The sequence below is a fragment of the Pseudomonas sp. TWI929 genome (assembly GCF_039673335.1).
Taxonomy (GTDB): Bacteria; Pseudomonadota; Gammaproteobacteria; order Pseudomonadales; family Pseudomonadaceae; genus Aquipseudomonas.
The window spans coordinates 31,392-57,944 of record NZ_JBDJLK010000033.1 but is presented as its reverse complement, the minus strand read 5'-3'; the positions used below and the strand labels follow the sequence as shown (position 1 = coordinate 57,944).

24 protein-coding genes are annotated in these 26,553 nt (G+C 62.8%); 11 read left to right on the top strand and 13 right to left on the bottom strand.

Annotated features, from left to right (window positions below; translation table 11 throughout):
- The first annotated feature begins 267 nt into the window (after window positions 1–267).
- From ABE456_RS15365 to cmoB, 6 genes are all read left to right on the top strand, one after another.
- The gene (locus tag ABE456_RS15365; RefSeq protein ID WP_346644673.1) at window positions 268–1,602 is read left to right on the top strand and encodes a carbohydrate porin; all 1,335 of its coding nucleotides are present in this window, start codon (window positions 268–270) and stop codon (window positions 1,600–1,602) included.
- A 32-nt stretch (window positions 1,603–1,634) separates the two neighbouring features.
- Window positions 1,635–4,046: a glucose/quinate/shikimate family membrane-bound PQQ-dependent dehydrogenase gene (locus ABE456_RS15360; protein WP_346644672.1), complete on the top strand. Its 2,412-nt coding sequence runs from the start codon at window positions 1,635–1,637 to the stop codon at window positions 4,044–4,046.
- A 242-nt stretch (window positions 4,047–4,288) separates the two neighbouring features.
- The gene (lon, locus tag ABE456_RS15355) at window positions 4,289–6,709 is read left to right on the top strand and encodes an endopeptidase La (RefSeq protein WP_346644671.1); all 2,421 of its coding nucleotides are present in this window, start codon (window positions 4,289–4,291) and stop codon (window positions 6,707–6,709) included.
- A gap of 108 nt (window positions 6,710–6,817) precedes the next feature.
- Window positions 6,818–7,210, top strand: coding sequence for a protease inhibitor I42 family protein (locus tag ABE456_RS15350; protein ID WP_346644670.1), 393 nt, complete (start codon window positions 6,818–6,820; stop codon window positions 7,208–7,210).
- An 89-nt stretch (window positions 7,211–7,299) separates the two neighbouring features.
- Complete coding sequence (gene cmoA / locus ABE456_RS15345; protein WP_041166579.1) at window positions 7,300–8,043, top strand: carboxy-S-adenosyl-L-methionine synthase CmoA; 744 nt, start codon at window positions 7,300–7,302, stop codon at window positions 8,041–8,043.
- On the top strand, window positions 8,040–8,996 hold the full coding sequence (gene cmoB, locus ABE456_RS15340; protein WP_346644669.1) for a tRNA 5-methoxyuridine(34)/uridine 5-oxyacetic acid(34) synthase CmoB: 957 nt from the start codon (window positions 8,040–8,042) through the stop codon (window positions 8,994–8,996). The genes cmoA and cmoB overlap by 4 nt, the downstream gene beginning before the upstream one ends.
- A 68-nt stretch (window positions 8,997–9,064) precedes the next feature.
- On the opposite strand, the gene ABE456_RS15335 is transcribed toward cmoB, so the two are convergent.
- The gene (locus tag ABE456_RS15335; RefSeq protein ID WP_003252072.1) at window positions 9,065–9,268 is read right to left on the bottom strand and encodes a hypothetical protein; all 204 of its coding nucleotides are present in this window, start codon (window positions 9,266–9,268) and stop codon (window positions 9,065–9,067) included.
- A 363-nt stretch (window positions 9,269–9,631) separates the two neighbouring features.
- On the opposite strand from ABE456_RS15335, the gene ABE456_RS15330 reads away from it, so the two are divergent.
- Together ABE456_RS15330 and ABE456_RS15325 are read left to right on the top strand one after the other, a co-directional pair.
- The gene (locus tag ABE456_RS15330) at window positions 9,632–10,306 is read left to right on the top strand and encodes a heavy metal response regulator transcription factor (protein ID WP_346644668.1); all 675 of its coding nucleotides are present in this window, start codon (window positions 9,632–9,634) and stop codon (window positions 10,304–10,306) included.
- Window positions 10,303–11,685: a heavy metal sensor histidine kinase gene (locus ABE456_RS15325; protein WP_346644667.1), complete on the top strand. Its 1,383-nt coding sequence runs from the start codon at window positions 10,303–10,305 to the stop codon at window positions 11,683–11,685. The genes ABE456_RS15330 and ABE456_RS15325 overlap by 4 nt, the downstream gene beginning before the upstream one ends.
- Window positions 11,686–11,751: 66 nt before the next feature.
- Here the strand turns inward: ABE456_RS15325 and pdxJ are convergent, their stop codons facing one another.
- The 10 genes from pdxJ to rpoE all read right to left on the bottom strand — a co-directional run bounded on the left by pdxJ (window position 11,752) and on the right by rpoE (window position 21,719).
- Window positions 11,752–12,492 (bottom strand): pyridoxine 5'-phosphate synthase, encoded by a 741-nt coding sequence (pdxJ, locus tag ABE456_RS15320; RefSeq protein ID WP_019471439.1) that lies wholly within the window; start codon window positions 12,490–12,492, stop codon window positions 11,752–11,754.
- A gap of 43 nt (window positions 12,493–12,535) precedes the next feature.
- A complete protein-coding gene (gene recO, locus ABE456_RS15315; RefSeq protein ID WP_346644666.1) occupies window positions 12,536–13,219 on the bottom strand; it encodes a DNA repair protein RecO in 684 nt (227 codons plus the stop codon).
- Window positions 13,220–13,341: 122 nt separating this feature from the next.
- Window positions 13,342–14,244 carry a GTPase Era gene (era, locus tag ABE456_RS15310; RefSeq protein ID WP_346644665.1) on the bottom strand — a complete coding sequence of 301 codons (903 nt, stop codon included), beginning with the start codon at window positions 14,242–14,244 and terminating at the stop codon, window positions 13,342–13,344.
- Window positions 14,237–14,926, bottom strand: coding sequence for a ribonuclease III (rnc, locus tag ABE456_RS15305; protein ID WP_346644664.1), 690 nt, complete (start codon window positions 14,924–14,926; stop codon window positions 14,237–14,239). Before rnc ends, era begins: the two co-directional genes overlap by 8 nt.
- Window positions 14,927–15,087: 161 nt before the next feature.
- Complete coding sequence (gene lepB / locus ABE456_RS15300; RefSeq protein ID WP_346644663.1) at window positions 15,088–15,942, bottom strand: signal peptidase I; 855 nt, start codon at window positions 15,940–15,942, stop codon at window positions 15,088–15,090.
- Window positions 15,943–15,947: 5 nt separating this feature from the next.
- Window positions 15,948–17,747 (bottom strand): translation elongation factor 4, encoded by a 1,800-nt coding sequence (gene lepA / locus ABE456_RS15295; protein WP_233690152.1) that lies wholly within the window; start codon window positions 17,745–17,747, stop codon window positions 15,948–15,950.
- Window positions 17,748–17,927: 180 nt separating this feature from the next.
- Window positions 17,928–19,361: a DegQ family serine endoprotease gene (locus tag ABE456_RS15290; RefSeq protein ID WP_346644662.1), complete on the bottom strand. Its 1,434-nt coding sequence runs from the start codon at window positions 19,359–19,361 to the stop codon at window positions 17,928–17,930.
- Between the two features lie 176 nt (window positions 19,362–19,537).
- Window positions 19,538–20,503, bottom strand: a complete 966-nt coding sequence (locus tag ABE456_RS15285) for a MucB/RseB C-terminal domain-containing protein (RefSeq protein ID WP_346644661.1) — start codon at window positions 20,501–20,503, stop codon at window positions 19,538–19,540.
- A 12-nt stretch (window positions 20,504–20,515) separates the two neighbouring features.
- A complete protein-coding gene (locus ABE456_RS15280) occupies window positions 20,516–21,106 on the bottom strand; it encodes an RseA family anti-sigma factor (RefSeq protein WP_015271600.1) in 591 nt (196 codons plus the stop codon).
- 31 nt (window positions 21,107–21,137) lie between these two features.
- Window positions 21,138–21,719, bottom strand: a complete 582-nt coding sequence (gene rpoE, locus ABE456_RS15275; RefSeq protein WP_003252049.1) for an RNA polymerase sigma factor RpoE — start codon at window positions 21,717–21,719, stop codon at window positions 21,138–21,140.
- A gap of 434 nt (window positions 21,720–22,153) precedes the next feature.
- Between rpoE and nadB the strand changes: the two genes are divergently transcribed.
- Window positions 22,154–23,758: an L-aspartate oxidase gene (gene nadB, locus ABE456_RS15270; protein WP_346644660.1), complete on the top strand. Its 1,605-nt coding sequence runs from the start codon at window positions 22,154–22,156 to the stop codon at window positions 23,756–23,758.
- A 118-nt stretch (window positions 23,759–23,876) separates the two neighbouring features.
- Here the strand turns inward: nadB and ABE456_RS15265 are convergent, their stop codons facing one another.
- A complete protein-coding gene (locus ABE456_RS15265; protein WP_346644659.1) occupies window positions 23,877–24,335 on the bottom strand; it encodes a protein YgfX in 459 nt (152 codons plus the stop codon).
- On the bottom strand, window positions 24,319–24,573 hold the full coding sequence (locus ABE456_RS15260; RefSeq protein WP_003252043.1) for a succinate dehydrogenase assembly factor 2: 255 nt from the start codon (window positions 24,571–24,573) through the stop codon (window positions 24,319–24,321). The genes ABE456_RS15265 and ABE456_RS15260 overlap by 17 nt, the downstream gene beginning before the upstream one ends.
- Before the next feature lie 133 nt (window positions 24,574–24,706).
- On the opposite strand from ABE456_RS15260, the gene ABE456_RS15255 reads away from it, so the two are divergent.
- Both ABE456_RS15255 and ABE456_RS15250 read left to right on the top strand, forming a co-directional pair.
- A complete protein-coding gene (locus ABE456_RS15255; RefSeq protein WP_346644658.1) occupies window positions 24,707–25,648 on the top strand; it encodes a folate-binding protein YgfZ in 942 nt (313 codons plus the stop codon).
- Window positions 25,649–25,703: 55 nt separating this feature from the next.
- Window positions 25,704–26,510 carry an HDOD domain-containing protein gene (locus tag ABE456_RS15250; RefSeq protein WP_346644657.1) on the top strand — a complete coding sequence of 269 codons (807 nt, stop codon included), beginning with the start codon at window positions 25,704–25,706 and terminating at the stop codon, window positions 26,508–26,510.
- Window positions 26,511–26,553 lie beyond the last annotated feature (43 nt).

Below are 26,553 nucleotides of genomic sequence, written 5' to 3'. Positions count from 1 at the left end.
CCGCTATTGGTTTGTTAGGGCCCCCCCCGCATTCGGGGTTGAACCCGCTTCCACAGGTCCTCCATTGCCCTCTCACCATCTGTACTATTACCCAACGAGCAACAATCAACTGCGACATTTTGTCTTTTTTTCTTACAACTTCCCCTATATCCTCCCCACCGCAAGCTGAAACGCTTCATCGAAACCATCTTGTCGCCATATCCATTGAAGGGCCCGCCCTTCGATGCGCTTGCCGTTTTTTCAATAATCAAAAGATAGCGCTATCTCATGCTCCAACTGCCCAAAACCTGTTACATCGGCCTAGCCCTCAGCGCCCTGGCAACTGCCACCAGCGCCAGCGAATTGTTTGCCAGCGACTCCCCGTGGATGCTCGGCGACTGGGGCGGTACCCGCAGCCAATTGCTGGAACAAGGCTATGACTTCACCCTTGGCTACACCGGCGAGATGGGCAGCAACCTGCACGGTGGCTACAACCACGACCGCACCGCGCGCTACAGCGACCAGTTCACTTTTGGCAGCCACCTGGACCTGGACAAGATCCTCGGCTGGCACGACACCGAATTGCAACTGACCATCACCGAGCGCCACGGCGACAACATCAGCAACGACCGTATCAACGACCCGCGTGTCGGCGGTTTCACCTCGGCCCAGGAAGTCTGGGGCCGTGGCGAAACCTGGCGGCTGACGCAGATGTGGATCAAGCAGAAGTACTTCGATGGCGCGCTGGACGTGAAATTCGGCCGCTTCGGCGAAGGCGAGGACTTCAACAGCTTCCCCTGCGACTTCCAGAACCTGGCCTTCTGCGGCTCGCAGGTGGGCAACTGGGTAGGTGGCATCTGGTACAACTGGCCGGTCAGCCAGTGGGCCCTGCGCGTGCGCTACAACCTCACCCCCGAGCTGTACGCCCAGGTCGGCGTGTTCGAGCAGAACCCTTCCAACCTCGAATCGGGCAATGGCTTCAAGCTCAGCGGCAGCGGCACCCAGGGCGCGGTGATGCCGGTCGAATTGGTGTGGAGCCCACGGCTCAATGGCCTGAAAGGGGAATATCGCGCTGGCTACTACTACAGTAATGCCAAGGCACAGGATGTTCTCAACGACAGCAACGGCCAGCCGGCAGCCCTCAGTGGCGCCGCCTACCGCAGCAGTTCGAGCAAGCACGGCTTGTGGCTCGGCGCCCAGCAGCAGGTGACCTCGCTGGCGTCCGACCAGTCGCGTGGCCTGAGCCTGTTCGCCAACGCCACGGTGCACGACAAGAAGACCAATGCCATCGACAACTATGTGCAGGCAGGGCTGGTATACAAAGGGCCTTTCGACGCTCGCGCCAAGGACGACATCGGTTTCGCCCTGGCCCGCGTGCACGTCAACCCTGCCTACCGCAAGAACGCCCGGCTGGCCAACCAGGCCGCCGGCCTCGACGACTACGACAACCCTGGTTTCCTGCCAGTACAGGACACCGAGTACAGCGCCGAGCTGTATTACGGCATCCATTTGGCCGACTGGCTCACGGTACGCCCCAACCTGCAGTACATCCGCCACCCGGGCGGGGTGTCGCAGGTCGATGGCGCCCTGATCGGCGGCCTGAAGATCCAGAGCAGTTTCTAACCCCCCTTTTTTGACCTGACGGAGAACCTACGATGAGCACTGAAGGTGCCAACAATGGAAGCCGCTGGCTACCGCGCCTGATCGGCGCGCTGCTGTTACTGATGGGCCTGGCGCTGCTGGCCGGTGGCATCAAGCTGAGCCAGGTAGGCGGATCGCTGTATTACCTGATCGCCGGCATCGGCTTTGCCCTGTCGGGCATCCTGCTGCTGGCCCAGCGCCGTATCGCCCTGGGCCTGTACGGCCTGGTGCTGCTGGGTAGCACCGTGTGGGCCTTGCTGGAAGTGGGCCTGGACTGGTGGCAACTGGTGCCACGCCTGGCCCTCTGGTTCGCCATCGGCGTGGTGCTGCTGCTGCCCTGGGCACGTCGCCCACTGATTGGCCCGGCCAACAAAGCCAACACCGCGCTGCTGGGCGTTGCAGTGGTCGCTTCGGGCGCCTGTGCCCTGGCCAGCCAGTTCACCCACCCCGGCGAAGTGTTCGGCGAACTGGGCCGCGAAAGCAGCGAAATGGCCAGTGCCGCCCCGGCCATGCCCGACGGCGAATGGCAGGCCTACGGCCGCACCGAGCATGGCGACCGCTATTCGCCGCTGCGCCAGATCACCCCGCAGAACGCCTACCGCCTGGAAGAAGCCTGGCGCATTCGCACTGGTGACCTGCCAACCGAAAACGACCCGGTGGAGCTGACCAACCAGAACACCCCGTTGAAGGTCAACGGCATGCTCTACGCCTGCACCGCGCACAGCCGCGTGCTAGCACTGGACCCAGATACCGGCGCGGAAATCTGGCGCTACGACCCGCAGGTCAAGAGCCCGGTCGGCACCTTCAAAGGCTTTGCCCACATGACTTGCCGTGGCGTTTCGTACTATGACGAAAACCGCTACATCAGCCGCGACGGCAGCCCTGCGCCGAAAATTACCGACGCCGGCCAAGCCGTGGCCCAGGCCTGCCCGCGCCGCCTCTACCTGCCTACCGCAGACGCCCGCCTGATTGCCATCAACGCCGACAACGGCAAAGTCTGCGAAGGCTTCGCCAACCAAGGCGTGATCGACCTCACCACCGGCATCGGCCCGTTCACTGCGGGTGGCTACTACTCCACCTCGCCAGCCGCGGTCACCCGTGACCTGGTCATCATCGGTGGCCACGTCACCGACAACGAGTCGACCAACGAGCCATCCGGCGTAATCCGTGCCTACGACGTGCACGACGGCCACCTGGTGTGGAACTGGGACAGCAACAACCCGGACGACACCAAGCCGTTGGCTGCCGGCAAGATGTACAGCCGCAACTCGGCCAACATGTGGTCGATCGCCAGCGTCGATGAAGACCTCGGCATGATTTACCTGCCCCTGGGCAATCAGACCCCGGACCAGTGGGGCGCCAACCGTACCCCGGGCGCCGAGAAGTACAGCGCCGGCGTGGTCGCCCTCGACCTGGCCACCGGCAAGGCCCGCTGGAACTACCAGTTCACCCACCACGACCTGTGGGACATGGACGTCGGCAGCCAGCCAACTCTGGTACACCTGAAGACCAACGATGGCGTGAAACCGGCAATCATCGTGCCGACCAAGCAAGGCAGCCTGTACGTGCTCGACCGCCGCGACGGTACGCCGATTGTGCCGATTCGCGAAATCCCCACCCCGCAAGGCGCTGTGAAGGGCGACCACACCTCGCCGACCCAGGCCCGCTCCGACCTCAACCTGCTTGGCCCAGAGCTGACCGAACAGGCCATGTGGGGCGCCACGCCGTTCGACCAGATGCTGTGCCGCATCCAGTTCCGCGAGCTGCGTTACGAAGGCCAGTACACCCCGCCGTCCGAGCAAGGTTCGCTGGTCTACCCTGGCAACGTAGGTGTGTTCAACTGGGGCAGCGTGTCGGTCGACCCGGTGCGCCAGCTGCTGTTCACCTCGCCCAACTACATGGCCTTCGTGTCGAAGATGATCCCGCGTGAGCAAGTGGCCGAGGGCAGCAAGCGCGAAAGCGAGACCAGCGGCGTGCAGCCGAATACCGGCGCGCCGTACGCGGTGACCATGCACCCGTTCATGTCGCCACTGGGCGTACCCTGCCAGGCACCGGCCTGGGGCTATGTCGCCGCCATCGACCTGTTCACCAACAAGGTGGTGTGGAAGCACAAGAACGGCACCACCCGCGACAGCACCCCAGTGCCGATCGGCCTGCCGGTTGGTGTGCCAAGCATGGGCGGTTCGATCGTCACTGCAGGTGGCGTCGGCTTCCTCAGCGGCACCCTCGACCAGTACCTGCGCGCCTATGACGTTAACAACGGCAAGGAACTGTGGAAAGCCCGCCTGCCAGCAGGTGGCCAGGCCACGCCGATGAGCTACACCGGCAAGGACGGCAAGCAGTATGTGCTGGTGACTGCCGGCGGGCATGGCTCACTGGGTACAAAAATGGGCGATTACATCATCGCTTACAAACTGGCTGAATAAAGCTGCCGAGCCCCTCCTCAGGGGCTCATTCACCTGTACTGGCCTCATCGCCGGCAAGCCAGCTCCCACAGGTACTCCACAGGCCTTGAAAGCAGTGGATTACCTGTGGGAGCTGGCTTGCCGGCGATGAGGCCAGTACAGGCACCCAAAGATGAAGCCTCTCCCCTGCGGCCTTGGTCTACCATTGAAACCCATCCCCCCCCGCCCCATCTAAGCACCATAGTCATTTACGCAGGTGCCCCATGAGCGACCAGCAGGATTTCCCGGAACACCCCGACGAACACAGCGAAGTCGAACACACCACCACCCAGGCTGGAACCAGCCACGCCCTCGCCCTGCCCGGCCAGCAGTTGCCGGACAAGGTCTACGTGATCCCGATCCACAACCGCCCGTTCTTCCCGGCGCAGGTGCTGCCGGTCATCGTCAACGAAGAACCTTGGGCCGAAACCCTCGACCTGGTGGCCAAGTCACCAGACCACTGCCTGGCACTGTTCTTCATGGACACCCCGCCAGAAGACCACCGCCATTTCGACACCGCGGCGCTGCCGCAGTACGGCACGCTGGTCAAGGTGCACCATGCCAGCCGCGAAAACGGCAAGCTGCAGTTCGTTGCCCAGGGCCTGACCCGGGTACGCATCCGCACCTGGCTCAAGCACCACCGCCCGCCCTACCTGGTCGAAGTCGAATACCCGCGCCAGCCCGCCGAGCCGACCGACGAGGTCAAGGCCTACGGCATGGCACTGATCAACGCGATCAAGGAACTGCTCCCGCTCAACCCGCTGTACAGCGAAGAGCTGAAGAACTACCTCAACCGCTTCAGCCCCAACGACCCATCGCCGCTCACCGACTTCGCCGCCGCCCTGACCTCGGCCACCGGCAGCCAGCTGCAGGAAGTGCTCGACTGCGTGCCCATGCTCAAGCGCATGGAAAAAGTCTTGCCGATGCTGCGCAAGGAGGTGGAAGTCGCGCGCCTGCAGAACGAGATCTCGGCCGAGGTAAACCGCCAGATCGGCGAGCACCAACGCGAATTCTTCCTCAAGGAACAACTCAAGGTCATCCAGCAGGAACTGGGCCTGACCAAGGACGACCGCAGTGCCGACCTGGAGCAGTTCGAGCAGCGTCTCGAAGGCAAGACCCTGCCGCCCCAGGCACGCAAGCGCATCGATGAAGAAATGGGCAAGCTGGCCATCCTCGAAACCGGATCGCCCGAATACGCCGTCACCCGCAATTACCTCGACTGGGCCACCGCCCTGCCATGGGGCGTGTATGGCAAGGACAAGCTCGACCTCAAGCATGCGCGCAAGGTCCTCGACCAGCACCATGCAGGCCTCGACGACATCAAGGAGCGCATCCTCGAATTCCTCGCCGTGGGCGCCTGGAAAGGCGAGATCAGCGGCTCGATCGTGCTGCTGGTTGGCCCGCCCGGGGTCGGCAAGACCAGCATTGGCAAGTCCATTGCCGAGTCGCTCGGCCGGCCGTTCTACCGTTTCAGCGTTGGCGGCATGCGTGACGAAGCCGAAATCAAGGGCCACCGCCGCACTTATATCGGCGCCCAGCCCGGCAAACTGGTGCAGGCGCTGAAAGACGTCGAAGTGATGAACCCGGTGATCATGCTCGACGAGATCGACAAGATGGGCCAGAGCTACCAGGGCGACCCGGCTTCGGCGTTGCTGGAAACCCTCGACCCAGAACAGAACGTTGATTTCCTCGACCACTACCTCGACTTGCGCCTGGACCTGTCCAAGGTGCTGTTCGTGTGCACCGCCAACACCCTCGACTCCATCCCCGGGCCGTTGCTCGACCGCATGGAAGTGATCCGCCTGTCTGGCTATATCACCGAAGAAAAACTGGCCATCGCCAAGCGCCACCTGTGGCCCAAGCAGCTGGAAAAGGCCGGCGTGGCCAAGACCAGCCTCAGCATCAGCGACAGCGCCTTGCGCACGGTAATCGAAAGCTATGCCCGTGAGGCCGGTGTGCGCCAGCTGGAGAAGCAACTGGGCAAGCTGGTCCGCAAGGCAGTGGTCAAGCTGCTGGAAGACCCCGAGGCCAAGCTGAAGATTGGCACCAAGGACCTGGAGTCCGCGCTCGGCATGCCGGTGTTCCGCAGCGAGCAGGTGCTGGCCGGCAAAGGCGTGATCACCGGCCTGGCCTGGACCAGCATGGGCGGCGCCACCCTGCCGATCGAGGCGACCCGTATCCACACCCTCAACCGCGGCTTCAAGCTGACCGGCAAACTGGGTGACGTGATGAAGGAATCGGCCGAAATCGCCTACAGCTACGTCAGCTCCAACCTCAAGCAGTTTGGCGGTGACCCCGGCTTCTTCAACGAAGCGTTCATCCACCTGCATGTGCCTGAAGGGGCCACACCCAAGGATGGCCCAAGTGCCGGCATTACCATGGCCAGTGCCCTGCTGTCGCTGGCCCGCGACCAGGCACCAAAGAAAGGTGTGGCCATGACCGGTGAGCTGACCCTCACCGGCCAGGTGCTGCCGATTGGTGGTGTGCGTGAGAAGGTTATTGCGGCGCGGCGGCAGAAGATCTTCGAGCTGATCTTGCCGGAGCCTAACCGAGGGGACTTCGAGGAACTGCCGGACTACCTGCGTGAAGGCCTGACGGTGCATTTCGCCAAGCGCTTTGCCGACGTGGCCAAAGTCCTCTTCTGACCTGATCCGGCCTCTTCTCGGGCTTGCCCGCGAAGAGGCCCGCACAGGCAACACAAAACCCCATCAGCATCGGTTATCCTCAGGCCATCGCCAGCCTCCGGAGCCAACATGACCGCCCCTCGTCTGCTCGTTCCCCTGAGTTTCGCCCTGCTTTCTGCCTGCGCCCAACAGCCCACGCAGCCCGTCGAACTGGATGCCGAAAGCGAATGCCCCACGCGCCTGCAAGTCGGCCAGAGCCTTACCCTGACGCTGCCCAGCAACCCCACCACTGGTTACCGCTGGTTGGTGCAGAACCCGGCAACCAACGTGCTGCAAAGCCTTGGCCCCGAGGTCTACAGCGCCCCTGAAGACGCCGGTATCGTTGGCAACTCGGGCATTTCGACCTGGCGCTACCAGGCCCGCGCCACTGGCGAAGGCCACCTGGTACTGGTCTACCAGCAGCCTTGGGCCCCAGAAGTGCCCCCGGTGCAGACCTTCGATTGCGCCATTCGGGTCAACTGAACGCACAGCGCTGGTCAGCCGACCATGCATCCAGGCTGCGGTTTGGCTAGAATGCGCCCCCTGCATATCACCAGCCGCCTGGATTCGCCGTGAGCAAACAACCCGACCGTCTATTTGCCCAACCTCTGGAGCAGGTCCCCGACTTCGTCTTCAACGAAGACGTGGTGCGCGTGTTCCCGGACATGATCAAGCGCTCGGTGCCCGGTTACCCAACCATCGTCGAAAACCTCGGCGTACTGGCCGCGCGCTTCGCCCAGCCAAACACCGCGCTGTACGACCTGGGTGCATCCCTGGGTGCCGTCACCCAGTCACTGCGCCGCCACGTGCGCAGTGACGGATGCCGGGTCATTGCCGTGGACAACTCCGCCGCCATGGTCGAGCGTTGCCGCCAGTACCTCACCGCCCAGGACTCGATGTTCCAGGAGCTGCTGCCGGTGCAAGTGCTGGAAGCCGATATCCTGGCCCTGCCCTTCGAGCCCGCCTCGGTAGTGGCAATGAACTTCACCCTGCAGTTCATAGCCCCCGACCAGCGCCTGGAACTGCTCGGCCGTATCCGCCAGGCGCTGTTGCCCGGCGGCGCATTGATCCTCTCGGAAAAGCTGCGCTTCGCCGATGAGCAAGAGCAGGACCTGCTCAATGAACTGCACCTGGACTTCAAGCGTGCCAATGGCTACAGCGAACTGGAAATTGCCCAGAAGCGCAGCGCCATCGAAAACGTGATGAGGCCCGACACCCTTGAAGCCCACCAGGAGCGCCTGCGCGCCGCCGGCTTCTCGAAGGTGGTGCCCTGGTTCCAATGCCTTAACTTTGCCTCGTTGATAGCCCTGCCATGATCGATCTGTCCCCCCTCGTCCGCCGCCTGGCGGGCACGCCCCTGGCTTCCTGGTCGCAAGGCCTGCAAGCGCAACTGGAAGCCAAGCTGGATAAGGGCCACGGTGACCTCGACCGCTGGCGCGGTGCACTCGACGCCCTGCCCGCCCTGCAACCGAGCGAAGTCGACCTGGCCAACGGGCTGCGCCTGGACTGCGATTGCGACGACGCCACACGCGCGCAGATGCGCCAGGCACTGATGGGCCTGTCGCCCTGGCGCAAAGGGCCGTTCGACCTGTTCGGTGTGCATGTGGACACCGAATGGCGTTCGGACTGGAAGTGGTCACGGGTCGGCCCGCATCTGGACCTCAAGGGCAAGCGCGTGCTCGACGTGGGCTGCGGCAATGGCTACTACCAGTGGCGCATGCTCGGTGCCGGCGCCGACATGGTCATTGGCGTCGACCCCAACTGGCTGTTCTTCTGCCAGTTCCAGGCCGTGCAACAGTACTTGCCGGAGCTGCCGGCCTGGCACCTGCCCTTCGCCCTGGAAGACCTGCCTGCCAACCTGGAAGGTTTTGACACGGTGTTTTCCATGGGCGTGTTCTACCACCGCCGCTCGCCCATCGAGCATCTGCTGGCGCTCAAGGACTGCCTGGTCAAAGGTGGCGAGCTGGTGCTGGAAACCTTGGTGATCGAGGGCGACGAAAACCAGGTACTGGTACCAGAAGACCGTTACGCGCAGATGCGCAACGTCTGGTACCTGCCGTCGGTGCCTGCCCTGGAGCGCTGGTTGCGCCGCGCCGGTTTCAGCGATGTGCGATGCGTCGATGTCAGCGTGACCAGCGTCGAGGAACAGCGCAGCACCGAATGGATGCGCTACCAGTCGCTGGGCGACTTCCTCGACCCGAACGACCACAGCAAAACCATCGAAGGCCTGCCTGCCCCTCGTCGCGCAACACTGGTGGCGCGCAAATAAAAAAGGCGCCCGGTCGGGCGCCTGAATACACCTGCAGCGAGGAGCGTCGCGGCGCAGGTGCTGTTAGCTCAGTCTTTGGCCACCTCGCGGGCCTTCTCCTGCGCTTTGCGCTCGCGTTCGGCAACGGCCTGCTGCTTGTCGCCATGCAGCCGCTGCTGGTCTTCGCGGAAAGCTTGCCAGAACTGCTTGGAGCGCTCCGCACCGCCCTCGGCGTAAACACTGGCGCTGCCCAGGGCAAGGGTGGCCAACAGCAGGTATTTGGTCAGGTTCATCGTGTTTGCCTCGTGGTAACCGATCAGACAGGGCCATCGTAGCGAGGGCTAGCTAACGGCAAGGTGAGGCGGGGATTACAGTCCTGCAATGTGGCCTTCTATTGCCTGCACTGGCCTCTTCGCGGCGGTTCGACGCCTCGATAAACCCGCTCCCACAGGTAAACCACTAAATTCAGCAACTGTGCTGTACCTGTGGAAGCTGGCTTGCCGGCGACAGGGCCAGAACAGACAGCCAGATAACACCAGGATTACAAATCCGTTATCTAAGCCGACACCCCTAACTCATGCCGTAACATCCTGCCCCTTGACCCTGATGTCACTACAGGGTCGAGAATCGCCCCCTTTCATCACACCGAGCCCCCCATGCGCCTACTGATCATCGAGGACGAACTGCGTACCGCCGACTACCTGCAACAGGGCCTGCGCGAGAACGGTTACGTGGTCGACTGCGCCCACACCGGCACCGATGGCCTGCACCTGGCCCGCCAGCAGCCCTACGACCTGGTCATCCTCGACGTCAACCTGCCTGAGCTTGATGGCTGGGCCGTGCTGCAGCGGCTGCGCGCCGAGTCGGCCACGCGCATCATGATGCTCACCGCCCACGGCCGCCTGGCCGACCGGGTCAAGGGCCTGGACCTGGGCGCCGACGACTACCTGCTCAAGCCCTTCGAGTTCCCCGAGCTGCTGGCGCGCATCCGCAGCCTGCTACGCCGTAACGATCAGCAACTGCTGCCCAGTACCCTGCGCGTCGCAGACCTGGAGCTGGACCCCGGCCGCCACCGCGCCTACCGCGCCGGGCAGCGTATCGACCTGACCGCCAAGGAGTTCGCCCTGCTGCACTTGCTGATGCGCCAGACCGGCGAGGTGCTGTCGCGCACGCAGATCATCTCGCTGGTGTGGGACATGAACTTCGACTGCGACACCAACGTGGTCGAGGTCTCGATCCGGCGCCTGCGGGCGAAGATCGACGACCCGTTCGACAGCAAGCTGATCCATACCCTGCGTGGCGTTGGCTACGTGCTTGAGGCGCGCTTTTGAAAAACGCCAGCCTGTCGCTACGCCTGGGCCTGAGCGTGACGTTGATGGGGGCCGCACTGGTACTGCTGCTGGCCTGCCTGGCAGTGTTCGCCCTGGATCACGAGCTGGACAGCCGCGCGCGCAAGGATCTGGCGCGCAAGATGCTGCAGGTCGAGCACAACCTGCGCGTCGACCTGCGCAGCGAAGACCTGGGCAGCCGCGCTCATCCGCTGCTCGACCTGGTAATGGGCCATGACAACCTCAGCCTAAGCGTGCTGGCCCTCGACGGCCGCCACCCGCACCTGCTTAGCCTTGGGCCAGCCCTGGAATCGCGCGTGGGCGAACTGCACACTGATGCCCGTTTGGCCTTTCACGAATGGCGCGACAGCAGTGGTAACCAGATCCTCACCGTGACCCGCCTGATGCGCCTGCGCGACAACACCCCGGTCAAGGTGATGATGTCACTCAACCGCGCCGACGATAACGCCCTGCTACAGGCCTACCTGCACTCCACCCTGCTCGCACTGCCACTGCTGCTGGTCCTGATTGGCGCGGGCGCCTGGTGGCTGATGCAACGCGGCCTGAAACCGCTACGGCACTTCCGGCGCATAGCCGGGCAGGTCTCGACCCAGGACCTGCAACACCGCCTGCCCAGCACTGGCCTGCCACTGGAGCTGGCAGAACTGGCCGGCAGCATCAATGTGATGCTCGATCGCCTCGACCAGGGTGTCAGCCAGCTGTCGCAGTTTTCCGACGACCTGGCTCATGAACTGCGCACGCCGTTAAGCAACCTGATGGGCAAGGCCCAGGTAACCCTGGCCCGTGAGCGGGACAACGCGAACTACCGGGAAGTGCTGGAAGACAGCATCGAAGAATTGACCCGGCTCAACCGCATCATCAACGACATGCTGTTTCTCGCCCAGGTCAGCCAGCCACAGACACAGGTCGCCCTCAAGCCCCTGGCATTGGCCGACGAGACTGCGAGGGTTGTCGAACTGTTCGCCTTCAGTGCCGAGGTTAAAGAGGTTGCATTGGCTGTCCAGGGCTGGGGGACGGCATTGGGGGACCGCCTGATGTTCCAGCGGGCACTGTCGAACCTGTTGAGCAATGCCATTCGGCATAGTCCTGAAGGCAAGCCTGTGCAACTGCGCATAGAGCGCCAAGGCTGTGAAGTTCGGCTATCAGTGGAAAACCAGGGGCCTGGCATTGCGGCAGAACAGCAACCGCACTTGTTCGAGCGGTTCTACCGGGTGGGCTCGGGGCGCTCGCGGTTGGAGGGTGGGACCGGGTTGGGGCTGGCGATCGTCAAGTCGATCATGCAGTTGCATGGCGGGCGGGTTGAAGTCAGCAGCAGCCCCTTGGGGCCGACGCGTTTCACCCTGGTGTTTGCTGGCGAATAATCGGCGGCCTGTGCCGGCCTCTTCGCGGGTTCGCCCGCGAAGAGGCCAGTACAGGCGACCAATCAATCAGCGCGAAGCCGCCACGATCAGCGCCTTCATCTCGGCCACAGCAGCCTTGAAGCCAACAAACAGAGCATGCGCCACCAGCGCATGCCCAATGTTCAGCTCATTGATACCCTTGATCGCCGCCACCGCCTCGACGTTGTGGTAGTGCAGCCCGTGACCGGCATTGACGATCAGCCCCTGCCCCACGCCAAAGGCTACGCCGTCGACGATGCGCTTGAGTTCCTCTGCCACTTCGGTCGGGGTCTGGGCATCGGCATAACGCCCGGTGTGCAGTTCAATAGCCGGCGCGCCAACCCGACGCGAGGCTTCGATCTGCCGCTCGTCGGCATCGATGAACAGCGACACTTCGGCACCGGTACGTGCCAGGCGCTCGACCGCTGCCTTGATTCGCGCTTCCTGCCCTGCCACGTCCAGGCCACCTTCGGTGGTCAGTTCCTGACGGGTTTCGGGTACCAGGCAGATATGCGCCGGGCGAATCTTCTCGGCAAAGGCCATCATCTCTTCGGTGACGCCCATTTCGAAGTTCATGCGGGTCTGCAGCACATCCTTGAGCAGCACCACGTCACGCTCCTGGATGTGCCGACGGTCTTCGCGCAGGTGCACAGTGATGCCATCGGCGCCTGCTTCCTCGGCATCCAGGGCGGCCTTGACCGGGTCAGGGTAACGCGTGCCGCGGGCCTGGCGCAGGGTCGCCACGTGGTCGATGTTTACACCGAGAAGCATGCGGTTGCTGTGAGTCACGAAAGGCTCTCCTGAAGATTGAGCCCCACAGCATACGTCGTGATCAGCGCTTGCGAAACAGTTCCCGGCTGACCAGCGGCTTTGCGCCCAGGTGAACGGCCAGCGCCTGGCGCATCAGGCGCTTGGCGGCAAGCAAAGCACCAGGGGCGTCCCAGTCGGCTTCGGCCAGGGCCAGTAGCTCGGTGCCGCGGAACAGGCCGGGTTGCACCAGCTCGACCCGTTCCAGGCCGGCATCCACGCGTAAACGGTACAGGCCGTCGGCGACGATCGGCTGGTCGTTGGCGTCATGGTTCAGGGAAAACGCATAGCCGAGCTCGTCCAGCAGCCGCCATTCGAATGAGCGCAGCAAAGGCTCCAGCGGGCGCCCTTCGGCCAGGGCCTGCAAGGTCAGGGTGTAGTGCTCGAACAGGGCCGGGAATGGCGCTTCGGCGGGCAGCAGGCGCATCAGCAGTTCATTGAGGTACAACCCGCTGAACAACGCATCACCATGCAGCCAGGCGGCGATGCCGGCGCTGTCCATCCGCCCGACATTCTTCAGCTCGCCACGCCCGCGCAGCTCTAGCTCAAGCGGCACAAACGGCCGCACCAGGCTGCCACCCTTGCCACGCGCACGGCGCAGCACGGCGCGCATGCGGCCCTGCGGGGTGAAGAAGTCGACCAGCGCGCTGGTTTCCTTGTAGGCACGGCTATGCAGCACGTAGGCTGGCTGGCCGACAGATTGTTCCATAAGTAATCTCTACACACCAGATGCAACTGTGGGAGCGGGTTTACCCGCGAATGCGTCAGTGAACCCACCATAGCATTCGCGGGTGAACCCGCTCCCACAGATAAACCTGGCGTCAGATAGGGTTAGAGGTCGCCGTAGCCCAGCGAACGCAGGGCGCGCTCGTCGTCGGACCAGCCGCCTTTCACCTTGACCCACAGGTTGAGCATGACCTTGGAGTCGAACAGCACTTCCATGTCCTTGCGCGCCTCGGAGCCGATGCGCTTGATGCGCTCGCCCTTGTCGCCAATGATGATTTTCTTCTGGCCGTCACGTTCAACCAGGATCAACGCGTGGATGTGCAGCACATGGCCTTGCTGCTTGAACTCCTCGATCTCCACGGTTATCTGGTACGGCAACTCCGCACCCAGCTGGCGCATGATTTTCTCGCGCACCAGTTCAGCAGCCAGGAAGCGGCTGCTGCGGTCAGTGATCTGGTCTTCAGGGAAGAAGTGATCGTTTTCGGGCAGGTGCTTGGCGATCTGGGCTTCCAGCGCTTCGAGGTTGTGCCCCTGCTGCGCAGAAATCGGCATCACCTCGGCGTTCGGCAGTTGCTCCTGCAGCCACTGCAGGTGCGGGATCAACTCGGCCTTCTCTTCCATGCGGTCGGTCTTGTTGACCGCGATGATCAGCGGGCCGGTCACGTACTGCACACGCTCCAGCACCAGTTGGTCCTCATCGGTCCACTTGGTGCGGTCGACCACGAAAATCACCACGTCGACGTCTTTCAGGGCCGCCGAGGCGTTGCGGTTCATGTAGCGGTTCAGGGCCTTGTCGTTGGCCTTGTGCATACCGGGGGTATCGACGTAGATCGCCTGCACGTCACCCTCGGTCTTGATGCCGAGCATGTTGTGGCGGGTGGTCTGCGGCTTGCGCGAGGTAATCGCCAGCTTCTGGCCGAGGATGTGGTTGAGCAGGGTCGACTTGCCGACGTTGGGGCGGCCGACAATGGCTACGTAGCCGCAGCGGGTCGGGGTGTTATCAGTCATTGCCATTCTCCACGCCCAGGGCGATCAGTGCAGACGCGGCGGCGACTTGCTCGGCAATACGCCGGCTAACGCCCTGGCCACGGCTCTTGTTGTTCAGCAGCACCACTTCGCATTCGACGAAGAAGGTCCGGCAGTGCGGTTCACCCTGGATATCCACCACTTCGTAACGCGGCAGCTCACAGCTGCGCGACTGCAGGAACTCCTGCAGGCGGGTTTTCGGATCCTTGTTCGTGTCGACCAGGGTCAGGCCTTCGAATTCATCGGCCAGCCAGGCCAGCACGCGCTCCCGGGCCGTTTCCATGTCGGCGTCCAGGTAGATGGCGCCAATCAGCGCCTCCAGGGCATCGGCCAGGATCGACTCACGGCGAAAACCGCCGCTCTTGAGTTCGCCCGAACCCAGGCGCAAGTATTCGCCCAGGTCGAAGCCACGAGCCAGGCGAGCAAGGGTCTCGCCCTTGACCAGGCGCGCACGCAGGCGCGACAGCTGGCCTTCGCGGGCCTGCGGGAAACGCTCGAACAGCGCTTCGCCAGCGACAAAGTTGAGAATGGCGTCACCGAGGAACTCCAGGCGCTCATTGTTGCGCCCGGCGTAGCTGCGATGGGTCAGCGCCAGGAGCATCTGGTCCTGGTTCTTGAAGGTGTATCCGAGCTTACGCTCCAGACGGTCAAGGGAAGCACTCATGCGGCCACCCGTTGGTTGTTCAACGCGTTGTTCAAATCAACATCCTGAAAGACTGTTTGGCTGTGGCCCGCCGCGATGTGCGGCGAATCTCCCGATCCCTGAGAACACAGCCTATGTCAGAAATGCATTCGGCGCTGTCTGCTGGACAGCGCCGATGGGTATCAATGGATCAGGCCAACCCGCGACAGGTTGGGCAGGTGGCTTAGCTTGGGCTCTGGCCAGCTCATCCACACGGCGAAGGCCTTGCCGACAATGTTCCGGTCCGGAACCATGCCGTGCAGTTCTTTCGGGATGTTCGGGTCATCCCAGAAACGGCTGTCGTTGGAATTGTCGCGGTTGTCGCCCATCATGAAGTAATGGCCTGCCGGCACAGTCCACTGCTGGTCCGGCGGCATGCGATAACGGCTCATTTCCTTGCGGATCAGGTGTTCCGCCTCACCGAGCTTTTCCTTGTACAGCTCGGCGCTGCCCAGGGTGCCTGGCTCGGTGCCCACCAGCTGTTCGGCAATCGGCTGGCCGTTGACGAACAACCGCTTGTCGTTGGTGTAGCGCACCACGTCGCCCGGCAGGCCGACCACACGCTTGATGTAGTTGACGTTCGGGTCGCTCGGGTAGCGGAACACCATCACATCACCACGTTGCGGGTCACCCACCTCGATGACCTTCTTGTCGATCACCGGCAGGCGAATGCCGTACGAGAACTTGTTCACCAGGATGAAGTCGCCCACTTCCAGGGTCGGTTTCATCGACCCCGAAGGGATCTGGAACGGCTCGACCAGGAACGAGCGCAGTACCAGCACGATGAACAGTACCGGGAAGAACGACTTGCCGTACTCGACCAGCAACGGTTCCTTGTTCAGGCGCTCGACCACCGCCAACTCGGGCTGGCTTACGCTGCCCTGATAGTTGGCAATTGCCGCACGCCGGCGCGGGGCCAGGAACAGCAGGTCGATCAAGCCCAGCAGACCGCAGACGAAGACGGCGATGACCAGCAACAGCGGGAAATTTAGCGACATAGGACCTAGCTATCCAACCTGAGCACGGCGAGGAAGGCTTCCTGTGGAATCTCCACGTTACCCACCTGTTTCATGCGTTTCTTACCGGCCTTCTGCTTCTCCAGCAGTTTTTTCTTACGGCTGACGTCACCACCGTAGCACTTGGCCAGTACGTTCTTTCTGAGCGCCTTGACGGTTGTCCGCGCGATGATCTGGCCGCCAATGGCTGCCTGGATCGCCACATCGAACATCTGCCGAGGGATCAGTTCCTTCATCTTCTCGGTCAACGCACGGCCTTTGTAGGCGGCGTTGTCGCGGTGCACGATCAATGCCAGGGCATCGACCTTGTCGCCGTTGATCAATACATCCAGCTTGACCAGGTTGGCCGACTGATAGCGATCGAAATGATAGTCCAGCGAAGCATAGCCGCGGCTGGTGGACTTGAGGCGGTCGAAGAAGTCCAGTACCACTTCGTTCATCGGCATGTCATAGCGCACCTGCACCTGGCTGCCGAGGAACTGCATGTCGCGCTGCACGCCACGCTTCTCGATGCACAGGGTGATCACGTTGCCCAGGTGCTCCTGCGGTACCAGGATGGTCGCGGTGACGATCGGCTCGCGGAAGTCGGCCACAGCCGAGACATCCGGCAGCTTCGACGGGTTGTCGACGACGATGGTTTCGCCGGTTTTCAGCTCCAGCTCGTAGATCACGCTTGGTGCAGTGGTGATCAGATCCAGGTCGTATTCGCGCTCCAGGCGCTCCTGGATAATTTCCATGTGCAGCATGCCGAGGAAGCCGCAACGGAAGCCAAAGCCCAGGGCGTCGGAGCTTTCCGGCATGTACTGCAGCGACGAATCGTTCAGGGTCAGCTTCTGCAGGGCGTCGCGGAAGTCCTCGAAGTCATCGGAGCTGACCGGGAACAGGCCGGCGTAGACCTGCGGCTGGATCTTCTTGAAGCCTGGCAGCACTTCGACCTCTGGGGTCGAGGACAGGGTCAGGGTGTCACCGACCGGTGCACCATGGATGTCTTTGATGCTGGCAATGATGAAGCCTACTTCACCGGCTTTCAGATCAGCGGTCTGGGTGTGTTTCGGGGTGAATACACCGACGCTGTCGACCAGGTGCACCTTGCCGGTGGACTTGACCAGGATCTTGTCGCCTTTCTTGACGCGGCCCTGGCGCACACGCACCAGCGAGACCACGCCCAGATAGTTGTCGAACCAGGAGTCGATGATCAGCGCTTGCAGCGGTGCGTCGATCTCGCCTTCCGGCGCGGGGATGGTCTGCACCAGGCGCTCGAGCACCTCGTCCACGCCCATGCCGCTCTTGGCACTGCAGGCCACGGCGTCAGTGGCGTCGATGCCGATGATCTTCTCGATCTCGTCCTTGACGCGGTCCGGGTCGGCCTGGGGCAGGTCCATCTTGTTCAGGACCGGCATGACCTCAAGGCCCTGCTCGATGGCGGTGTAGCAGTTGGCTACGGACTGGGCTTCCACGCCTTGGCCGGCGTCGACCACCAGCAGCGCACCCTCACAGGCCGCCAGCGAGCGCGAGACTTCGTAGGTGAAGTCGACGTGGCCGGGGGTGTCGATGAAGTTCAGCTGGTAGGTCTTGCCATCCTGCGCCTTGTAGTGAAGCGTGACGCTGTGGGCCTTGATGGTGATACCGCGCTCACGCTCCAGGTCCATGGAATCGAGCACCTGGGCTTCCATCTCGCGTGCCGACAGGCCACCGCACATCTGGATGAAACGGTCGGCCAGCGTCGACTTGCCATGGTCGATGTGGGCGATGATGGAGAAATTGCGGATATGACTCAAATCACTCACGGGTCAACACTCGAAAAGGCTGCGAGCCGGACGCCCGCCGAAAAATAGCCGGGAATTGTACCTTAAGCTGCTGGGTTATGGGAGATTCCTCTGTCCGACTGTACACAGCAATCATCCGCGCAATTGTGAAGATTCATGAAAAAGGGCAGCCAAAGCTGCCCTTTTTCCTTGCCAAGCCGCTTATTCAGCAAGCTTGAAGGTGATGAAGCTGGCGCGGCCCTGACGCAGTACGCGCATCGACACCGAACGGTTCTTCGGCAGCTCCTTGGCGATTTCGGTGAATTCCTTGGCCGAACCGATGGCCTGGTTGTTCAGGTGGCTGATGACATCACCCGGGCGCAGACCGATCAGCGCTGCCGGGCCATCCTGAACTTCCTTGATGACCACGCCACCCTTGAGCTCCAGGGATTTCTTCTGCTCGGCGGTCAGGTCGGCTACCGAGACACCCAGGCGGTTGCTGCTGCGCTCTGCACTGCCTTCGGCGCCGGTGCCAATGTCGGCGTCGTCATCCGGCATCGCACCCACGGCTACATCCAGGGTCTGGCGCTTGCCGTTACGGATGATTTCCAATTTGGCCTTCTCGCCCTCTTTCAGGCTGCCGACCAGGTGCGGCAGGTCGGCCGACATGACGATCGGCTGGCCGTTCATACTCAGGATCACGTCACCCACCTGCAGGCCACCCTTGGCTGCCGGGCCGTTTTCCAGGACCTGCGCCACCAGGGCACCGGCCGGCTTGTCGAGGCCGAACGATTCAGCCAGGTCCTTGTTGACCTCCTGGATCACCACGCCCAGCCAGCCGCGGCTGACCTTGCCGTCTTTTTTTAGCTGGTTGGAAACATCGATCGCCACGTCGATCGGGATGGCGAACGACAGGCCCATGAAACCGCCGGAACGCGTGAAGATCTGCGAGTTGATACCCACCACTTCGCCCTTCATGTTGAACAGCGGGCCGCCAGAGTTACCTGGGTTGATGGCCACGTCTGTCTGGATGAACGGCACATAGGTGTCGTTAGGCAGGGTACGGCCCTTGGCACTGACAATACCTTTGGTCACCGAATGGTCGAAGCCGAACGGCGAACCGATGGCCAGTACCCACTCGCCCACCTTGAGCTTCTCGGAATCACCCAACTTCACGGTCGGCAGGTTCTTGCCCTCGACCTTGAGCAGGGCCACGTCGGTGCGCGGGTCGGTGCCGATCAACTTGGCCTGCAACTCGCTGCGGTCTGACAGACGGACGATGATCTCGTCGGCATCGGCCACCACGTGGTTGTTGGTCAACACGTAGCCATCGCTGGAAATGATGAAGCCCGAGCCCAACGACATGGCCTCGCGCTGGCGGTCACCGCGCGGCGAGCGCGGCTGCTGCGGCATGTTGCGCTCGAAGAACTCGCGGAACATTGGCGGCAGGCCTTCCAGGTCGGGCATCTGCCCGGCGGCCATGCGCCGGTCTGGCAGCTTCTGCTTGGTACTGATGTTGACCACCGCCGGCGAGGCCTGCTCGACCAGCGTGGTGAAGTCCGGCAGGGCTTCCTCGGCCTGGGCGGTGAGCACCTGGCCGAGCATCAGCACGGCGGCGAACATCGATAGGTAGGATTTCAAGCGTGGTATTGACATACGGCTCCCGTCACAACGAGCGGTAGTTTAGAAAGGCCCCTGCACAAAGCAGGAAAGGCCAGGCTCCTAGAAGCCTGACCTATAGAAAATTTGCCGATGGATTGCAAATGACAATGCTTTAATTTCATTTCAGCCGTATGTCCGCCTGCCTTGGCACGGCCCGCAAAAGCGCGCCATCACTGGCGCGCCTGGGCGTCCTGAGGGCGCATCGACAGTGCGACGCGTTCTGCCGTACCCAGCGGAATTTCGCCGACCACGGTGACCATCACCTTGCCCTTGGGCGTGTTCAGGCGGCGTGAAACCGCCGAGGTCGGGCCAAGCTGGGTGCGCATGTCGCTCCCGCCATCATCCTTCACCGGTTCGAGGAATACCGAGAAGCGCGCCAGACCATCGTCATACATCAGGCTGCTGACCGTACTGCCCCCCTTCGGGTCACGGCGCACCGAGCTGTTGACCAGCTCGAACCCAGGTGGCAGCCAGTCCGAACGCCAGCCGGCGACACTGTCATTGCTGGCGGATGCCACATGCTGTACCGGCTTGCACGCAGCACTGGGGCGCATGTCATCGTCGCTGGGCAGCTCGTCGGTGTCGAGACGGGTCATCTGGAAGCGCTCCAGCAACTGCCCTTTGTCGTTAAGCATCAACGAGCGCAGCGGCAGGCCGGTAGTACGGTCCAGGTGCAATTCGAAGGCATAGCGGTGCTGGTCGCGCGGGGTGAGCGTGACGATCACGGCGTCGCGCCCGGCGACCCGTGACTTGCCCGCAACGCTCAAGTTGTACCAGCCCATCAGTTTCAGCGGATCAAGCACACGCTGCGCAGCATCCGGAGGCGTCGTCACGCTACTGACCAAGGCCCCGCTGACGCACTCCACCTTGCCATCCACGCGCACGATTTCCTGGGCGGCGCCATCGAGCTGCAACAACCGCTCGCTGACTTTGCCGTCCTCGACCCTGTGCCAGATATCGTGGGAAGAGAAGCTGCCGTTGCGCTCGTAGACAAAAGAGCCCTGATAGCTCTGTTTTTGCTCGGCCTGTGCCAGCTTGTTCAACCACTCACTCGCCTCGGGCGAGGAATTGGCCGCCAATGCTGGCACCATCATGCAGCTGCCAACAAGCAGCGACAGAAGAGGTAGCGCGCGCATGATCCTCCTTACTTAACGGTTTTCCAGGCTGGCGGCGCGGGCATACGGCAATGCCGTTTCAGTGCCCTTCAGCGCGGACTCCTGGGCATGCTGGCGCAGGTAACCTGGCAGACGCTGATCCCAGCCGGCCTGGTTCTGCAGCACGCCGTTGGCCATCGGCCCGGTCGGTTGCTCACTGCTCTCACTATAGCCTGCCAAAACGGCCGGGCCCTGGGCTTGTGGCACGCTCAGGCCTTGCTGGGCAGGTTGCTGGGCAGCCAGCTCGGCACCGGTGATCTCGTCCTGGTTGTACATGCGCACACCGGCCAGCACTGCTACGGTGACCGAGGCGGCTACCGCCAGGCGGCCAATGCTGCGCCATGGGCCCTTCTTGACCTTGGCCGGCACGGCTTCGTCGGCCAGCGCCGCAGACACCGCCGAGGCGATGTCCAGGTTAGGCAGCAGCAGCTCCTTGTGCATGGCTGCACGGGCAACCTGGTAACGCGACCAGGTGGCACGGGTTTCGGCATCGTCGACGGCGTTCAACACCCGACGCAGTTCCAGTTCGTCCGCTTCGTTATCCATCACCGCGGACAGCGATTCCTGCAAAGCTTCACGACTCATGGCGGTTCCTCTCTTGGCTGTCGCCGCTGTCTCAGGTTTCCTGCAACAACGGCTGCAGGGCTTTGTCTATGGCCTCCCGAGCGCGGAAGATTCGAGAGCGCACGGTACCCACCGGACATTGCATGACACTGGCAATGTCTTCGTAACTCAGACCGTCGAACTCGCGCAGGGTCAGGGCCGTGCGCAGGTCTTCGGGCAGTTGCTGGATGGTGCGATGGACGGTGCCTTCGATTTCATCCCGCAACAACGAGCGCTCTGGGGACTCGAGATCCTTGAGACCATGATCGCCGTCGTAAAACTCCGCATCCTCGGAGCTCACATCGCTGTCTGGCGGCCGTCTTCCACGGGACACCAGGTAGTTCTTCGCCGTGTTGATGGCGATGCGGTACAGCCACGTATAAAACGCACTGTCTCCGCGGAAATTGCCAAGCGCACGGTAGGCCTTGATAAAGGCTTCCTGTGCTACATCCTGGGCCTCGTGGGTATCGTGAACGAACCGCACGATCAACCCGAGAATCTTGTGCTGATACTTCAGCACCAACAGATCGAACGCTCGCCTGTCACCACGCTGAACGCGCTCGACAAGCTGCTGATCCTCTTCCTGGGTTAGCATGAACACTCCTCAGTGAACTCGAAGGAGCGTTGCAACAGCCATCGTTCAGGCCTGCAACCATAGACTCGGGCTTTACGCAAAAGTTCTCCCCTCCAAGCAAGTTTCCTGCAGCCCTTGGTCGGCTTGCACGGAAGACGCGGCGCGGTCACGGCCGGCTACGTCGATAATCAGGTTTCGAGTACGCAGGGACAGCCCGGACAGGCCTGCCGCCCTGCGTCGCCGCGGCAAATTGTGGCGTGCGGGCAGCCTTCATCAGATTTCCGGCCATGTCGGAAAGTTCCCACAAAGGTTGTCGCAACCTGGCAAGTGGCATGGAAATTGGCCACTCGGGGCTGCTATAAAGACAACCCGGCCAAGTTTAACGATAGTTTCACAATGCCATCTGCGCGTGACTATTGTGCCGCTCCCCTTCTGAAGATTACTAGTGTCCCGACATGAGCCAACAATTCCAACATGATGTCCTGGTGATCGGCAGCGGTGCCGCCGGTCTCAGCCTGGCACTGAACCTCCCCAGCCACCTGCGCGTCGCCGTGCTCAGCAAAGGCGACCTGGCCAACGGCTCGACCTTCTGGGCCCAAGGCGGTGTCGCGGCGGTGCTGGACAACACCGATACCGTGCAGTCGCATGTTGAGGACACCCTCAATGCCGGCGGCGGCCTGTGCAATGAAGAAGCAGTACGCTTTACCGTCGAACACAGCCGCGAAGCCATCCAGTGGCTGATCGAGCAAGGCGTGCCTTTTACCCGCGACGAGCACTACAGCGTCGACGACGGCGGCTTCGAGTTTCACCTGACCCGTGAGGGCGGCCATAGCCACCGGCGCATCATCCACGCCGCCGACGCCACCGGCGCAGCCATCTTCACCACGCTGCTGGAACAGGCCCGCCGGCGCCCGAACATCCAGCTGCTGGAGCAGCGCGTGGCGGTCGACCTGATCACCGAACGTCGCCTGGGCCTGCCCGGCGAGCGTTGCCTGGGCGCCTATGTGCTCGACCGCAACACTGGCGAAGTGGACACCTTCGGCGCGCGCTTCACCGTGCTGGCCACTGGCGGTGCGGCCAAGGTCTACCTCTATACCAGCAACCCCGATGGTGCCTGTGGCGACGGCATTGCCATGGCCTGGCGGGCCGGTTGCCGGGTGGCGAACCTGGAGTTCAACCAGTTCCACCCGACCTGCCTGTACCACCCGCAGGCCAAGAGCTTCCTGGTCACCGAAGCGCTGCGCGGCGAGGGCGCCCTGCTGCGCCTGCCCAATGGTGAGCGGTTCATGCCGCGCTTCGACCCGCGTGAAGAGCTGGCCCCACGCGACATCGTCGCCCGTGCCATCGACCACGAGATGAAGCGCCTGGGTGTGGACTGCGTGTACCTGGACATCAGCCACAAGCCGGCCGATTTCATCAAGAGCCATTTCCCCACCGTGTACGAGCGCTGCCTGTCCTTTGGCATCGACATCACCCGCCAGCCAATTCCGGTGGTACCAGCGGCGCACTACACCTGCGGCGGGGTGATGGTCGACGACCGTGGCCATACCGACGTACCGGGCTTGTACGCCATCGGCGAGACCAGCTGCACCGGCCTGCACGGCGCCAACCGCATGGCCAGCAACTCGTTGCTGGAATGCTTCGTTTATGGCCGCGCCGCTGCTGCCGACATCGAGGCGCATCTGGAGCAAGTGGCCATGCCCAAGGCCCTGCCTGGTTGGGACGCCAGCCAGGTTACCGACTCGGACGAGGATGTGATCATTGCGCACAACTGGGACGAGTTGCGGCGTTTCATGTGGGACTACGTTGGTATCGTGCGCACCAGCAAGCGCCTGCAGCGGGCGCAGCACCGCATTCGCCTGCTGCTGGATGAAATCGACGAGTTCTACAGCAACTACAAGGTCAGCCGCGACCTGATCGAGCTGCGCAACCTGGCGCAGGTGGCCGAGCTGATGATCCTGTCGGCGATGCAGCGCAAGGAAAGCCGTGGCTTGCACTACACTCTGGATTACCCCGGGATGCTGGACGAGGCCAAGGACACCATTCTCAGCCCGCTCTGAGACCGGCGTCACGGCCTTCGCGGGCGCGCCCGCTCCCACTGTTTTTCCACTGCCTGGCAGCCTTGCGCAGTACCTGTGGGAGCGGGCAAGCCCGCGAAGAAGCCCACCCGGCCTCGACCTATGCCCGGCTCACCTCAGCCCAGCGCCGACGGCTGAACTTCAACCGCACCCGCAAACGCCGATGCTCGTCAGCCCCCAACGCATCCCGCGGTACGCACTGGCTCTCCCCCAACCAGCGCCCTGCGCGCTCAAAGCGCAACACAACCACCCACGGCAATGCCACACTATCCCGACACAAGCGCACCGGCTGCCAACCACGCGCACGGCTGAACACCTGCCAGCCGCGCACATCACGGCGCAGGCCGACAACGGCATGCTCATGGGTCAGAAGAATACGTCGGGGAATCGCCCAGCCAGCGTGGGCAAGACAGGCGGCGACAACGGACAAGGCCAACCACCCGGGCAGCGGGCTCGCCCATGCGGCAAGCCACGCCAGTACCTGGCAACCCAGGTAGGCCGTTAGCAGCAGGCGCGAGCCTTGCCAACGGCACTCGAAGCACTCACTTGGGCTGGACACGGTCCAGGATGATGCGGACCATGCGTTGCAGCTCTGGGTCTTCGGACTCGGTGCGCTCCATGAACCAGCCGAACATGTCCTGATCCTCGCAGCTCAACAGACGCACGTACAATTCGCGATCGGTCTCGTTGAGAGTTGGGTAGACTTCCTGGGTGAAAGGCACCAGCAGTACGTCCAGTTCCAGCATGCCGCGGCGGCTGTGCCAGAAAAGCCGGTTGAGTTCAGTTTGTTCGACCATGGGGCCCTCCTCGAATGGCCCGCCAGTATACAGCCAGGCGAGCGAAGCGACACCGGGCGTTGGTCTAGTCACCTACCTATTTTGTTACCGGCGTTCTATGATGGCCGCCAGTCTTTAGCCACCGCGATGACCCATGGCCGATTCCGCTTTCTTCTGCCCCCTGTCCCACGAGGGCATCCTCGCCGTCCGCGGCTCCGATGCAGGCAAGTTCCTGCAAGGCCAGCTGACCTGCAACATCAACTACCTCAGCCAGGAGTACGCCAGCCTCGGCGCGCGCTGCATGGTCAAGGGGCGCATGCAGTCGAGCTTCCGCATCCTGCCCGAAGGCAACGGCTACCTGCTGGCCATGGCCAGCGAGCTGCTTGAAGCACAACTGGCCGACCTGAAGAAGTACGCCGTGTTCTCCAAGGCCACGCTGACCGATGAAAGCGCCGCCTGGGTGCGCTTCGGCCTGCAAGATGGCGATGCTGCGCTGCAGGCACTGGGGCTCGCCGTACCCGCCACCGCTGGCAGTACCGTGCGCCATGAAGGGCTGATCGCCATTGCCATATCTGCTGGCCGTGTGGAGCTGTGGGTGCCGGCGGACAACGCCGCCACTGTACGCCAGGCCCTGGCCGCCGCCTTGCCTGAAGGCAACCTCAACGACTGGCTGCTGGGGCAGGTTCGCGCCGGCATCGGCCAGGTCATGGGCCCGACCCGCGAACTGTTCATTCCACAAATGATCAACCTGCAAGCCGTTGACGGCGTCAGCTTCAAGAAAGGCTGCTACACCGGCCAGGAAATCGTCGCGCGCATGCAGTACCTGGGCAAGCTCAAGCGTCGCCAGTACCGCCTGGCACTGGACCAGCAGGCCATTCCGGCCCCGGGTGCCGAGATTTTCTCGCCTACCCATGGTTCGTCGGTCGGTGAAGTGGTCATTGCTGCCGGCAACGGCGCGGGCTGCGAACTGCTTGCGGTGCTCAGCGCCGAGGCAGTGGAAGACGACAACCTGCACCTGGGCAGCCTGGAAGGCCCGCGCCTGCAGGTGCTGACCCTGCCCTACGAACTGGACCGCGACCGGGAAATCCAGCGCTGACCAGCCTGCCCCGCCCATGCGGCGGGGCCGCACCACCACCGCGGTAGAAACGCCCATGAACAAGCTGGCCGAGATGGTTCAAGCACAGTTGCTCGATGCCATCGAAAAGGATGACCTGGTCCTGCCGACCCTGCCCGAGGTTGCCTTGAGCATCCGCGAGGCGGCGGAAGACAGCGAGATCAGCGTAGCGGCCCTGAGCAAGGTGATAGGTCGCGATGCGGCCCTTTCAGCGCGCCTGATCAAGGTAGTCAACAGCCCGCTGCTGCGCGCGGCGGTCGAAGTCACCGACCTGCACACCGCCATCACGCGGCTGGGCATCAACTACAGCTGCAACCTGGCCATTGGCCTGGTGATCGAGCAGATTTTCCATGCGCGCTCCTCGGCGGTCGAGCAGAAGCTGCGCGATATCTGGGCCAACAGCCTGGAAGTAGCGGGTATCAGCTACGAAATCTGCCGCCGCTTCACACAGCTCAAGCCCGACCAGGCCACCTTGGGCGGGTTGGTCAACCAGATTGGCGCCCTGCCGGTGCTGATCTATGCCGAAGAGCACAACGAGCTGCTGTCCGACCCGGTATGCCTGCACTACGTGATCGAGCAGATCCAGCCGGTGCTGGGGGACAAGATCCTCAAGGCCTGGGAGTTTCCGGAACAATTGGTGAATCTACCGAGCCAGGTCCAGGACCTTGATCGGCAGACCGACAAGGTCGACTACATCGACATCGTGCAGATCGCCCGCTGCATCAGCCAGCGCGGCCGCCACCGGCCGTTGGCTGCGCTGCCGGCGTACCGCCATTTGGGGCTGCCATTTGGTACCGAGCTGGAGGTGGATGAACTGCTTGAGGCGCGAAGCATGCTGCGCTGACCTGTGTCAGCATGCAACGGCCTCTTCGCGGGCGAACCCGCGA